This is a genomic window from Collinsella sp. AF14-35 (genome assembly GCF_003464565.1).
Lineage (GTDB): Bacteria > Actinomycetota > Coriobacteriia > Coriobacteriales > Coriobacteriaceae > Collinsella.
Genome location: NZ_QRZD01000008.1, coordinates 11,885 through 24,532 on the forward strand (window position 1 = coordinate 11,885; position 12,648 = coordinate 24,532).

A 12,648-nucleotide genomic window follows, 5' to 3' on the forward strand; every position below is an offset into this window, starting at 1 on the left:
CCGCGGAGTTGTTCTGTCCCAGGCCGTTTTGGTAGGCGCGCTCTTCCTCGTACAGGCGGCCGAGTGTGGGCGCATCGACGTTCTCAGCAAAGACCGAGAACTTGCCGGCGCGCAGCTGCGGATCGATCATAAAACGCACGAGGGGCTCGCCGACAAAGACATAGCGGCGCTTTTCGGCCTGCGCCTTCACAAACTCGCGGACCTCGCGCGAAAGCTCGGGGTAGAACGGGGCGAGCATGGGATCGTCGTCGGCGGCGATAAGGATGGTATAGAGTGCCGGCGCCGTGTTGACGCCGTTGATCACCAGAGTCTGATCCTCCATGTCGCGAGCGGCCTGCTTGGCAAGCTTCTTAAAGGAGAACGGGGCACGGGTGGCACCGAAGATGCCGGCCACGTGGTCCTCGAAGATGTTCAGGAAGTTCACGAAAGATCACTCTCCGTATAGGTTCTTTGGTATCCGAGCAAATATAGGCATATCCCAACGATTATAGAGGATAGGGTTCCCGCAACCGCCGCCTTGGCGATGACCGCGGCTGCAAGGCTGGCAATTTCCATATGGTGTGCAAGACAGGACGCCGCTGCGCAGCCGATGCCGGTGACAGCGATGGCGGCGATTGCGACAAGGTTTGAGCCCTGATCGGCACGCTTGGCATGGGTATTGAGCAGCGCAGATGACGCTGCGGCAGTTGCCGCGACCAGCACAAAGGCAGCCCAAAGGAGCGGGTCTCCCAGCGCTGCGGCAACGTTACCGAGCCCCAGCACGCCTCCGGCTGAAAGCGCGACCGTGGCCAGACGGGCAAAAAGCGCGCCCATGCCCGTTGCCGCGGCGGCGCTTGCCGGGCCGAGCCAAAATGACGCGACGCCGGCGGCGACCCCAGCTGCCAGGAAGGTATTGCCGGTCAGACAGCCAAGCGCGAGTGCACAGGTGAGCGCGGCGCTCGCGGCAGCCTCGGTGCGACCCCAGGCAATCCACCAACCGGACATGGCGGCGGCAAAGATCACCGCGACGGGCAACATCGACAAGATGCCCTGCGCCTGCATGGTGGCGTTGGCCATGAGCACCAAAAAGCCCACAGCCGAGATGGCCGAGCCAATCTGGGGGGCCAGGCCAGCCGCCGCTCCGATCGCGATGGCCGCAATGACCAGGCCGGGAAGCGCCGCGACCCCGGCCGTTTGCATCAGCAAAAAGCTATAGGTGCCGCACGTTAGCGCCGAGATAGTGCGCATGGTGTAGTCGCGCGCATGGCTCCAGCGCGTGCCCGCCCAGCCGAGTGCGGGGTCGACCTCGATGGCGTCGTCCTCGTAGTGCGACGGCTCGATATCGTCGAGCTCCTGCTCGTCATCCGAAAGCTCGCCAACCATTTGCTCCAGACTGCGACGGCCCTCGCGCACGCTGCCCAGACCGGCAAGGAGTTGGTCGCAAAATGCCTCGATGCTGTTGGGGCGGTCCTGCGGCATGGGGGAGAGCGCGCTCATGAGCGCGGCCTCGGCTCCCGGGGGAAAGTGTGGTATCAGCTCGCTGGGATAGGTGGCGCCGCCGATGATGCGGCCGAGCGAGTCGGCGGGCGTGGCCGCCATAAAAGGAGCGCTGCCGCACAGGCCCTCGTAGATCACACAGGCGAGGGCAAAGACATCGGCGCGCTCGTCGACCGTGCCGGTCTCGATATCGAGCTGCTCGGGCGGCATGTAGCCGATGGTGCCGCCGCGTGAGCCGCCAAAGCCACCGGCGGACGACAGCCGCGCCATGCCAAAGTCGGTGAGCTTTACATTGCCCGAGTGGTCGATGAGCACGTTGGCGGGCTTAATGTCCAGGTGGAGTACGCCATTACTGTGGGCGAAGGTGAGCGCCTGGCCCAGGGCATCGGCAATGGCCGCGGCCTCGTCAAAGGTAAGTGAGTGGCCGTCCGCGCGGTGCAAAAACTCGGCCAGCGACATGCCATCGACATATTCCATAACCAGGTAGGCATAGGCTGTGTCGTGCGTAAAGTCGATAACCTGCACGATGTTGGGATGTTGAAGCATGGCGGCAGTGTGCGCCTCGCGCAGGACATCCATGATGTCGCTAGCGGGCATGCCGGCACCGTTGATAAGGGGGATGCGTTTAATGGCGACGCGGCGGCGCAGGTGCGTGTCGCGGCAGATCTCGATGGAGCCAAAACCGCCGGTCGCAAGTGTCTCGAGCGGCTGGTACCGCTTGAGCAGCTCGCGAGAGCTGGTGCCCTCCAAAGGAACGTCCGGCGAGAACCGGGCGGTATGTTGCGAGAAAAGCGGCATGGCCAACCCTCGTGCGTTTAAAGTTCGTTTGCGAGCGGCGGGCGCGGGGCCGAGCCGTTCGCGGTGGCATAGATGCTGCTAGTGTAGCACGCTCGGGCAGATGGCGAGGATAGCGGGATGCGAGGTGGCCCGATCGATTCGGCCCGTTCCGGCTCGTTTGGAAAGCGCATCTCAGTTTTCAGCCAAATTATGGGATGCGCTTTCCAAATGGGGTGGGCTGCGGAAACTGCATCCCAGAATATTGCCCTGGAACGGGATGCGCTTTCCGAACCGGCGTCCAAAAGGAAACCGCATCCCGCTTTGATGTGGGGACTGCGAACAAAAGCCGGACCGTGATCTGGCGCGGATTGGAGTTCGCCTGAATCATTGATGCTGGCTGGTGTGAGAACAGAGATAAACGAGCGGCTCGAGCGATATAATGACACGCTATGGAGGCCGTATGCTCTTTTCCCGCCGTTCTGCTACGTCTGCCTGCGCCATTGCACTTGTCGTAATGGCGGTCACCCCTTATCACCGGTTTTCATCTTCAATCGGCCTAGCGTCAGGTGCAATGACCTGGCTCGTTATCCTGGGCGCATGCCTCGCGGCGTTTGTTCATGGTGCTGCGCTATGCAAGGGGGGAATGAGAAGGCCGAGGCATCTCGGTGCCATCGGTGTTTTCCTTGGTGTTATTGCAACGGTTCCCGAATGGGCCGACCTGGCTTTCTATGCTCGCGGAGACTCTATTCCAATCGTGTTTGCACCGATTTGGTTGTTACATGGCGTTTCGTGTGTCTCGTGCTTTGTTGGGTCGCTGCTTCTCTCATATGTTATTTGGGGCACGGCGGACTCTCCTTTGACGCAGAGGTCGACACGGACTGACGAAAGGGAAACTCGTCACCCGCAGGACGCGATTTTTACAGAAACAATAGCCGTCATGTCTTGCCTGCTGTTTTGCTGTCGAGTTTCATGGAGAGTCGTTCCCGAGCCATGGGGGATGCCCCCTGTAACGGCCGCGTCAATTGGCCTTGCGCTTTTAATTCCGTTGGTCTATCTCGCATTGACTGTGGCCCCGCCGTTTTGCCGCCCTCGTGCCTTTGGCCATGGGCGGCGCGACGTGTTTGCCTGTTCTGTGCTCGTAGCAGTTCCTATTGGTCTTATTCCGGCTGTTGAGGCGGCATACTTCGCAAGCGATGCCGTGGTCATTGCATTGCTGGCGATGGGGTCCGTTATCGCTGCTGCCTTCGTATGCATGTTGCTAAGGGGGAAACGGGACAACAATTCGGATATCGCCTGTGCGTCCGACCCATTCGATGCGGGGGCGTTTTCCCCCGCCCTGTCGCCTAGAGAAGAGCAGTTTGTTCGACTGCTGCTCAAAGGGAAAACGCCGGCGGAAATTGCCAAGGAGACGGATACGAAGCCATCGACGGTGAGAACAACGCTTCACCGAGCATACGGGAAGGCGTCGGTTGCGGGCTCACGCGAGCTCGTGGCGCTGTTTGCGGGTGAGGGCGATACTGTAGGGCATGAGCTACCGCAGCGGCATGCTGACGATATAGTGGCATCAGCTCGAACGCGCCGGCTGTTTCGATACCTGCTCACATTATTCTTTATCCTCCTTGCGGCGGGGCCCTTGGTAATGGCGGATAGCGATTGGGGGTCCGGTGTTTCGCGGGCTGTCGCCTTTTCCCTCTTAAGCTACGCATTGGGTCTCGGACTGCTTCTGTCGCTACGCTACGCGGGTGGAAAAGCGAATCGTGGCGCTGCGCTGGATAGAGCGGGTGAAGCGATTTGGCTCGGAAGCCCGTACGTATGGGCGGTGCTATCTGCTGTGGAATGGTCTTTTATCTATATCGCGGCATTGATGTGCATGCGCGTTCCGTTGATGGCTGTGCCGGTCCTGTTTTGCGGCGTGGCGTCTACGGCTTCGCTCGCTGTTGGGCTGCGTCCGTTTAAGGTGCATGCCCATGCTCGGGCTATCGTGCCGTTGGTGTCAATGGGCATGGTTGCCTTAATCTATGCGGTCGCTAGGGGGCGAATCCATGGACTTGCGGTGCTGACGGGGGTGCTGCTCACATATATAGTGATGCGAAGCTGTCCGCAGCGCAAAATGCTTGGGATATGGATGCTTTGCTTCGGGGCGACGGCTCCTGTTTGGGCTGTCTTGCTCAATATGGTGCAGGATCTGACGGTTTTCGAGCCGTTGTTCCTCGCGTCGTTGTTGGGGCAAAGTTCGGCTGTCAATGTCGTCGTGGCAACGGTGATTGTTTGCTGGTCTGTGCCCATGTTCGTTACGCACATCGCGCTCGCCCGCTCGGTTGAGGACGAGAAGGCCGTCTTGGAGTACCGGGCGAACGGGTCCACCGAAACGGCCCGCGTGCGCCAGCTGGCCCTGCTTACGTCGCGCTCCCTTTCTGATGTTCAGTCGCAAATTTTGCTGATGACGGCAGAGGGGGCAACGACAAAGGCCATTGCGGAGGATGTCGGTTACGCTGCATCTACGGTGCAAGCGCTGCGGTCTGCATCTTACCGCCAGTTGAAGATCAAGAATAAGGCGGAGCTAATTTTATTGTTATCGCAGGTAAATAACGTGTAAACGCCTGAGCAATCAACTCAATAGCGGGTGTTTACAGACATCTTTCTCTATTCATGCGAAGGTTGCCGTGCGTCGACGCATTGTTAACCGCTTTTGATTGGAGAAGGCCATGATTAAGCCAAGGAGCGCTATTGCTCGAATCGGAGTCGGCTTGGTGATTGCAGCTGGTCTGTCCCTAGGGGTTCCCGCTGCATCGTTTGCACAAGAGGAGTTTGACACCTCTCAGGTTTCCAGCATTACTCAAAACGCCGATACGGGAATTACGACCTGTACGAACAATGCCGATAAGGCATTTAGTTTTCAATGTGCCGGGACGAGTGCAACTGGCTACCGTCAAAAGGATGATTCCTCATCGCTCTATCTGGATATCCAGGGCCATACGGGAAATCCGCTTCGGTTATATACAGACGGTGCGTATAACACAAGCGGTAGCGGCAGCATGAATTGTACTCAGGGAACGTATCGTTCGAATCACAAGGGACAGTGGGAAATGTATAACCTCGTCCGTGAGAACGGGCGATCTGCGGCGCGACTGACTGCATGGGCGGAGTCTGGCTACGGCACTGTTATTGGTGTATGGAGCCCCGACTGCGTCGGGCATTTCCACAAGCTTCCCGCATAGTTGTTTGAAATGGCTCCCTTCCGGCTTTCTGGGTCGGAAGGGGGAGGAGGACGTATGAACCAAAAGCTCGCAAGATACGAACTGTCGAAAACGATTAGACGTCCAGCTTTTATCCTTGCTCTCTTGATTGCGGTCGCAGTTGCAATAGCTGCCGCGCTGGAGCCGTGGGCAAATTTGGAAAAAGAGCGCCACAACCTTCTTTCTTTTGGTTACGGCGTTGGCGTGCAAGCCGAAAATTATCTCGGTCAAACACGTGAAAGCAGCTTCGGTAACTGGATTGTTGTGAGCGCGAACGCGCCACTGTCTGCGTCGGTGTTTTTCTATGCACTGCCCCTGCTTGCAATGTTGGCTGGATCTTGGTCGTGTCTCTTTGAGCGTTTGAGTGGTTATGACATGCAGATATGCACGCGCGTTTCCAGAAAGGCGTACGTGAACGTAAAGATGCTGTCTGCTTTCCTCTCCGCGTTTACAGTGACTGCCATTCCTCTGCTCGTCAATTTCCTGATCGTCTCGATGCTTTTTCCTGCGTATCTTCCTCGGGTCGATGAGTCGACTTACGTAGGACTTTACCTGCATAGCTACTTCTCCGGTCTATTTTATTCGCATCCTTTGTCATATGTGCTCGCATACACGCTGTTCGATGCTGTCACGCTCGGGACTTTATCCATGGCTGTAACTGGCTTCTCAATTTTGTTTCGTAGCAGAATCAAAGCGATAATTGTCCCGTATCTGCTAATGGTTGCGTGGCATTTTGCAAATGGCTGGATCTTCGGCGTAATGGCTTGTGTGGGGTTTAACTGCAATATCCTCAACAGCATCAGGTCGGAATCGCTGAATAACTGGCCAGACATTCGAGCCGGTTTTGCGGAAATCATATTATTGACCCTTGCTTCGTTGGCTTTTTCTGGGGCGTGGAAAAGACGCGAGGTGGTCTGATGCTGTTTAGGCTGGTCGCCGCGGACCTGAGGACCGTTTTGAAGAAGAACATCATCACTTTTATTGCAATTGCGGCAGTGACCGTTGCGAACTTGGTGTACGCCTACGGATTGTCTTCTGTGTATGGGGTTAGAACGGATACCTTGGGGTTTGCGGATAATCTTGCGCTCGTGTTTGCCGGATCTGCTCCGTTTGAGCCTAGGCCCGGGGTCATGTTTGTGCCTCCGCTAGGATGGCTATTTCTCATTCTGCTTATTCTCTATACAACACTCGACTATCCGACCGAATCGTTGCACGGGTTTGGTTTGCAAGCGCTTGTTCGATGCCGGGCAAGAACCCTTTGGTGGGTCTCGCGTTTTATCTTGGTGGCGGCAGTAACGGCATTTTCACTGCTCGTGGTGGTTTGCTCTGTTGTGATTTGGAGCTTGGTGGTGAGCTCCTCGTTCAGCGCGGTCATTCATGGTGAGTCGCTTCAACTGGCTAATTTGGCGCCGTGGTTTCTCAAAGCTGCCGAGGCAGATGCGCTGCCGTTTTTCATAGGTCTCTTATTTGCTTTTGAGGCGCTTGCGTTTGCGCAGGCAGCGGTTGGGTTTGTGCTTGGGTCGTCAGTCTCGTTTGTGGTTTTAATGAGCTACCTGATCTGCTCGGCATATGCACGACATTGGGCGCTATTGGGTAACGCCTTGATGCTGTTGCGCTGGGGTGGAATTGTCAAAGAGGGAATCGCGGCGGGCTCGAGTGTCTTGTCATCAATTGGGCTTATGTCGTTATGCCTATCGTTGGGTGGACTGTGGTTTCGAAGGGCCGACCTTATAGAAAAGGGGGACAAGATATGAGTGTGATCGTAAGGGGCGTATCGAAGCGCATGGGTAAAAACGATGTCCTGCGCAACGTGTCCATCGAGGTTGACCCTGGGACTGTGGTCGGGCTTCAGGGGATAAACGGTTCGGGTAAGACCATGCTCATGCGAGCGGTTTGCGGGTTGATCAAGCCTACCGAAGGCGAAATCTCTATCGATGGCCAAAGGCTTGGGGCGGACATCTCGTTCCCGCCGAGTCTGGGGATGTTGATCGAGGCGCCTTCCTTTTTGGGATATCTGTCTGGCTACGACAATCTGAAGCTCATCGCTCAGATCAAGGGCGTTGCCACCCCCGAGGACATTCGCTCTGCCCTGCGGCTCGTGGGGCTCGATGCAGACGAAAAAAAGAAGTTCCGAGCATACTCGCTTGGGATGAAGCAGCGTCTGGGGATAGCTGCGGCAATTATGGAGAAGCCGAAGCTGCTTGTTCTCGATGAGCCAACGAATGCCCTCGACGAAGCGGGCGTTGAAATGCTCAAGCGCGTTGTGGCGATGGCGGCATCAACGGGTCGTGAGGTCCTTCTGTCCAGCCATGACGGAGAGGTGCTCGAGGAACTGGCCGATCGGGTTTACTGCATGCGCGACGGTGCCGTTGTGAAAGTTCGGGAAAGGTCGTGAGCGCGATGAAGAAGACCCTGTGGACGAGAAGATCGGCGCTCGCGCTTTTTTGCTGTGCTGCTGCCGGCCTTGCGGGCATGAGGGTGAGCGTCGTTAACGGGAACCGGACGGTCATTCCTGAGAAATATTACGCGGAGGGCGAATGGCTCTCGATGGATGGAGCGTTTCTGGGGTCGAAGGATGTGGTGACTGATGGGTATTCGTTTTGCATAGACGGGGCAGAGTTGCTCACGCCGCGCGAGTATCTCAAACGAGCACATGACGATTATTCAAAATATGGCACCGTGGATACGAAAACGAGACTGAAGGATGCCGACATCACGTGCGTTATCGCCGTAAAGATGCGTGTCAGAAATAGGGATAATATCGACGGTGGAATCAAAGCGTATGTTTGGCATCTGGTTCCGGAGTCTGCGCCAAACTATGATTTTGTAGTCAATACCGATCTGATAACGCAAGCCATGCCGGTCCTTGGCGGCTCTGCTGCGTTTGCCGTGGAGGTTGGGGCAGAAAACGAGTTGCTCGTCCCATTTATGATGCAGAACACCAACGACTATTTCGAAGGTTACGAGACCGTCCGTTTTGAGAAAGCATTTCCCGGGACTTACACGATGAAGATGACCGATCTGCCGGAGCGGAGGCTCTTAAGGTTTGAAGTGAAATAGCTCGAGAGCAAGGCAAAACGGGTCCATTGGCGGTACGCGCGCCCGATTCCAGGCGCCCCGGCCCGGAATCGGGCGCGGGACGAGGCGCCTTCGGTGTCGGCCGGCCTACCGCTTCTTCTTGCTCTTCTTCTGCTTGCGCTGCTTGCCCTTGGTCTCCTGGGGCTTGTCGCCCTGTTTTGCTTCGGCAGCGGCCTTTTCTGCCTTCATCTTCTTGCGTTTGGTCTCGATGCGGAGTTTTTTGTTGATGCGCGCCTTAAGGAAGGGACCGAACTGCTCGGCATCGCCGCGGACAAAGGTGTCCTTAGGGATCGTCACGCCCTGGTCGGCGAACATGGCCACAAAGATGCGCTCGCCGTCGAGCACGTGGTCGAGCTTTTCAAACGGGAAGAACTGCGACTTGCCGCTCGTGCCCCAAACCATCAGGCCGTCCTCGTTGGCGGCGACGCGGCGATAGCGGCCACCCATGGACTCGTCGGCCTCAACGGCGTCGATAAAGTCGCGGGCGAGGGTGTGGTGCAGGTTTTTGCTCCACCAGGCCAAAAAGGCGCCGAATACGATCAGGACGACGCCAAACTTGATCCAGTTACCGCCGGCCAACAGCATGCCAATACCGAGCAGCGCGGCAATTGCCGCGGCGACATACAGCGAGCCGCGACGCCTGGGCGAGGCGACCAGGCGGGCGAAGTCGGTGACGAGGTCGTTTTCGTATTGGTACTCGTTGAGGTACAGGATGCCGTCGTCGGCTGCGGCCTGCTCCTCGAGCGCGACCTCGACCTGGTCGGCTGCTTCGGAGGGAACGAGGTTGCTCTCTGCGTCTGCCATGCTCTTTGGACTCCTATCGCGGCGGGCTCGCCGTACGGGTTATTATGGAATGCAGTATGCCGTGCGACCGCATGGCCGCCGCGGCAACAAGACTCAGTATACCCCGGGGAGCACCCATGGAATCGTTGTACCGAAAGTATCGCCCGCTCACCTTTGACTCCGTGGTGGGCCAGCAGCATATCGTCTCGACGCTCGAGCACGCCATCACCGAGGGGCGCCTGTCCCACGCCTACCTGTTCTGCGGACCGCGCGGCACGGGCAAGACCACCATGGCGCGCATTCTGGCCAAGGCGCTGCTGTGCCGCAATGCCGAGGCGGCGCGCGCCGAGGGTGCAAGCGGCTGCATGCCCGACGGTACTTGCGAGGAGTGCGAGCTCATTGCCGAGGGTAACCACCCCGATGTCTACGAGCTCGATGCCGCCTCCCGCACGGGCGTGGACAATGTGCGCGAGGAAATCATCAACTCCGTCAACTTTGCCCCGGTGCGCGGCAAGTACAAGATCTATATCATCGACGAGGTCCACATGCTCACGACGGCGGCGTTCAACGCGCTGCTCAAGACGCTCGAGGAGCCGCCGGCACACGTGATCTTTGTGCTGTGCACCACCGACCCGCAAAAGATTCTGGAGACCATCCTCTCGCGCTGCCAGCGTTTCGATTTCCACCGCATCGGTAACGAGGATATCGAGCGCCGCCTGGCATACGTGTGCGAGCAGGAGGGCTTCGACTACGACGACGAGGCGCTTGCCATCGTGGCACGCCATGCCAAGGGCGGCATGCGCGACGCGCTCTCCACGCTGGAGCAGCTGAGCGTCTTTGGCAACGGCACCGTGCATGCGGACGATGCCCGCTCGCTTTTGGGCGAAGTTTCGGACCAGATTCTGGGCGAGTTTGCGCGTGCCATTGCCGATCGTGATGTCGCCGAGCTGTATGGGCTCATTCGCGCGCAGGTCGAGGAAGGCAATGACCTGCTTGAGCTGACGCGCGACCTGGTGGCGCATGTGCGCGATGTGTACGTGGCCTGCGTTGCCGGCGCCCGCGCCGAGCTGTTTGAGGGCGGGGCCGAGCAGGCCGAGGCGCTTGCTGCCGAGGCCGCTGCCTTTGGCGAGCATCCTGCCGATCGTTTGGCTCGCGTGCTGACGGTGCTCGACGATGCCGCCTTGGAGATGAGGGGCGCGAGCGACGTGCGCCTGGTGCTCGAGATCGCCTGCACCCGCCTGGCACGTCCCGAGGCCGATCTGACCATTGAGGCCCTGGCCGAGCGCGTGGCGCGCTTGGAGGCCATGGTTGCCAACGCCGCCGTTCCGGCGAGCGTGGCTGCTGCTCAAGCGAGTGCGTCTGCGGCTGTCGTGGCTGCACCTGCGACGACACAGCAACCGACGCTGATCTCGGGTGCCCGAGCTGCTACTCCTGCGGCGACCGCCGCCCCCGCTGCTACGTCCGCGCATCAGGGTGGCATGCCTTGGGACCGCGGCGCTGCTGTTCCAGCTGCCCAGCCTGCGCCCAAGTCCGCGGCTCCGGCTCCCGCGTCCAAACCTGTAACGCCTGCGCCTCAACCCGTTACGGCTCCCGCGCCTGCTGCATCGACCGTGCCGGTGTCCAAGCCCAACACTGCCGCTCAGGTTGCTGCCGCCGGCGCCGCCGAGACCCCCGCGGTCGAGGATGCCGGTGAGCTCCAGCGCAAATGGGCCGAGGTCGTCGAACGCGTCAAGGCCCGTCAGGCCTCCTACGCAGGGCTTTTGCTCAATGCCCGCGCCACGTCAGATGACGGCTCCAAGCTCACGGTCTCGTTCCCCGCGGGCTCGACCTTTGCCATCAAGATGCTCGGTCGCGCCGACACGCAGTCGGTGGTCCTGCCGACGGTCTGCGCGGTCTTCGGTCGTCGTACCGTCGACTATGTCCTGGATGGGGGTGGCACGCCGGCTCCTCAACATGAGGAGCATTCTCCATCTGCACGGGCTGCGGCATCTGCGGACCCGCAACCCGTGTCCTCGGCGGCCCCTGCATCCTCGAGCGCCAGCGCGACGCAGCCAAAAGCGGCACCGGTAGCGGCACCGACCCCGTCGGCGCCTGAACCCGCTGTGCCCAAACCGGCTGCTCCGGTCCCCGCGCCCAATCCTGCCGCCGCGCCTGCGCCCAAGTCATCCGACCTGGCCAAGGCACCCTGGCTGCGCTCTGACAACCCTGCTGGCGCTCCTGCCACGGGCAAGCTCCCGACCGAGCCCGCACCCCGAGCGCCCGAGCGCGCGTCCGCTTCCAAGGCTCAGCCCGCCGCGCCGTCTGTGCCGTGGGAATCCGAGCAGGTTCCCTACGACGATGCCATGGTCGGCGGTTTTGCTGCCGATGCCGGCGGGGACGATCTGCCCCCGTTCGACGTGCCGGGTGCGGCGTCCGCGCCCAAGCCCGCTGCAACTGCCCCCAAAGATCAGGACGCTCCTGCGGCTCCCTGGGAGTCCAACCCCGGCGCGGGCAGCCCCTTCGGCCATCGGGGCGCAGCCCCGAGCATCCCGCAGACCGAGGACGAGGCCAAAGCCCTCATCCGCAGTGTCTTCGGCCAGTCCACCATCTTCAAACCGGTGGAGTAGCTGCGCGGGCGGGTATACTGCTCAAGAAGAGAACCCCTTGCCCGGGCGCATCTGTATTTCGGACATGTGCAACGTGGTGCCGCGTATATCGCATTCGAGCAGACAGGCGCGTGACGGTCGGCCTAGGATGCTGAGGTCGATACGATACGTCGCATGGCTGTCCGTGTACTCGACTTGCTCGGCGTTGACGGTTGCTCCGATTGTAAATAAAGAGCCCAGTTCGGCATCGACAATCTTGAAGTCCTTTATCTTGACCTTGAACTCTTGGTAGAGGGACGGGCTGTTGTAGTAAACAGTTCGGGTTCCATCGGTGCACTCATCGGTTGCTTCCCATTTGACGACGGGCTGGTCCGAGCTGGCTACCAGCAGTTCTGCTCCAAAGGCTATGACATGGGTGATGACAACCAGCAATGCCCAGCCGACAAAGAGATAGAGAACCACATATGCAACGGGGTGTTTTGAGCGGATGTTTTGGAGCACGTCGGGGGCGTTCATGGGGCACCTCCAAATTGCTGTCTGTGACAATCAAATTATACCCTGCCGTCATGCGCGCCACCTCGAGCAGCGGTTCGGCATTTAGCCATTTAGTGGTACGCATAAAATGTTGGATTCCGGCTCCACAAGATTTAGCTTTCAATATTATTCAGATGCGAATTATTCAACTTTGCATAATCTTTGGGTGCGGCTTGCAC

Annotated in this window: 11 protein-coding genes; 7 read left to right on the forward strand and 4 right to left on the reverse strand. The window is 59.2% G+C overall.

Annotated features, from left to right (window positions below; genetic code table 11):
• On the reverse strand, positions 1-424 hold a 424-nt coding region (locus DWW12_RS10005), incomplete at its 3' end, for an FhaA domain-containing protein (protein ID WP_233544225.1).
• Entirely contained in the window at positions 421-2,274 is a 1,854-nt protein-coding gene (locus DWW12_RS04045; protein ID WP_117855105.1) for a serine/threonine-protein kinase, read from the reverse strand. The genes DWW12_RS10005 and DWW12_RS04045, both read right to left, overlap by 4 nt.
• A gap of 1,096 nt (positions 2,275-3,370) precedes the next feature.
• On the opposite strand from DWW12_RS04045, the gene DWW12_RS04050 reads away from it, so the two are divergent.
• From DWW12_RS04050 to DWW12_RS04070, 6 genes are all read left to right on the forward strand, one after another.
• Complete coding sequence (locus DWW12_RS04050; protein WP_199570675.1) at positions 3,371-4,849, forward strand: LuxR C-terminal-related transcriptional regulator; 1,479 nt, start codon at positions 3,371-3,373, stop codon at positions 4,847-4,849.
• 109 nt (positions 4,850-4,958) lie between these two features.
• Positions 4,959-5,471 carry a hypothetical protein gene (locus DWW12_RS09730; protein ID WP_124785772.1) on the forward strand — a complete coding sequence of 171 codons (513 nt, stop codon included), beginning with the start codon at positions 4,959-4,961 and terminating at the stop codon, positions 5,469-5,471.
• 54 nt (positions 5,472-5,525) lie between these two features.
• On the forward strand, positions 5,526-6,407 hold the full coding sequence (locus DWW12_RS04055; RefSeq protein WP_089573265.1) for a hypothetical protein: 882 nt from the start codon (positions 5,526-5,528) through the stop codon (positions 6,405-6,407).
• Between the two features lie 38 nt (positions 6,408-6,445).
• Positions 6,446-7,243 carry a hypothetical protein gene (locus tag DWW12_RS04060; protein ID WP_147326479.1) on the forward strand — a complete coding sequence of 266 codons (798 nt, stop codon included), beginning with the start codon at positions 6,446-6,448 and terminating at the stop codon, positions 7,241-7,243.
• Positions 7,240-7,884, forward strand: a complete 645-nt coding sequence (locus DWW12_RS04065; protein ID WP_089573263.1) for an ATP-binding cassette domain-containing protein — start codon at positions 7,240-7,242, stop codon at positions 7,882-7,884. The genes DWW12_RS04060 and DWW12_RS04065 overlap by 4 nt, the downstream gene beginning before the upstream one ends.
• A 5-nt stretch (positions 7,885-7,889) precedes the next feature.
• Positions 7,890-8,549, forward strand: coding sequence for a DUF5028 domain-containing protein (locus DWW12_RS04070; RefSeq protein WP_117584193.1), 660 nt, complete (start codon positions 7,890-7,892; stop codon positions 8,547-8,549).
• 105 nt (positions 8,550-8,654) lie between these two features.
• On the opposite strand, the gene DWW12_RS04075 is transcribed toward DWW12_RS04070, so the two are convergent.
• Positions 8,655-9,371: a hypothetical protein gene (locus DWW12_RS04075; protein ID WP_117584192.1), complete on the reverse strand. Its 717-nt coding sequence runs from the start codon at positions 9,369-9,371 to the stop codon at positions 8,655-8,657.
• Positions 9,372-9,487: 116 nt separating this feature from the next.
• Here DWW12_RS04075 and dnaX point away from each other — a divergent pair, with 116 nt between their 5' ends.
• On the forward strand, positions 9,488-11,956 hold the full coding sequence (gene dnaX, locus DWW12_RS04080) for a DNA polymerase III subunit gamma/tau (RefSeq protein ID WP_158564378.1): 2,469 nt from the start codon (positions 9,488-9,490) through the stop codon (positions 11,954-11,956).
• 21 nt (positions 11,957-11,977) lie between these two features.
• Here the strand turns inward: dnaX and DWW12_RS04085 are convergent, their stop codons facing one another.
• Positions 11,978-12,451, reverse strand: coding sequence for a hypothetical protein (locus DWW12_RS04085; RefSeq protein WP_117855111.1), 474 nt, complete (start codon positions 12,449-12,451; stop codon positions 11,978-11,980).
• Positions 12,452-12,648: the final 197 nt, after the last annotated feature.

Coding starts and splice junctions, on each gene's coding strand:
- DWW12_RS04055 (WP_089573265.1), top strand. CDS start 5,526: ATGAACCAAAAGCTCGCAAGATACGAACTGTCGAAAACGATTAGACGT.
- DWW12_RS04070 (WP_117584193.1), top strand. CDS start 7,890: ATGAAGAAGACCCTGTGGACGAGAAGATCGGCGCTCGCGCTTTTTTGC.
- DWW12_RS04065 (WP_089573263.1), top strand. CDS start 7,240: ATGAGTGTGATCGTAAGGGGCGTATCGAAGCGCATGGGTAAAAACGAT.
- DWW12_RS04075 (WP_117584192.1), bottom strand. CDS start 9,371: ATGGCAGACGCAGAGAGCAACCTCGTTCCCTCCGAAGCAGCCGACCAG.
- dnaX (WP_158564378.1), top strand. CDS start 9,488: ATGGAATCGTTGTACCGAAAGTATCGCCCGCTCACCTTTGACTCCGTG.
- DWW12_RS09730 (WP_124785772.1), top strand. CDS start 4,959: ATGATTAAGCCAAGGAGCGCTATTGCTCGAATCGGAGTCGGCTTGGTG.
- DWW12_RS04085 (WP_117855111.1), bottom strand. CDS start 12,451: ATGAACGCCCCCGACGTGCTCCAAAACATCCGCTCAAAACACCCCGTT.
- DWW12_RS04045 (WP_117855105.1), bottom strand. CDS start 2,274: ATGCCGCTTTTCTCGCAACATACCGCCCGGTTCTCGCCGGACGTTCCT.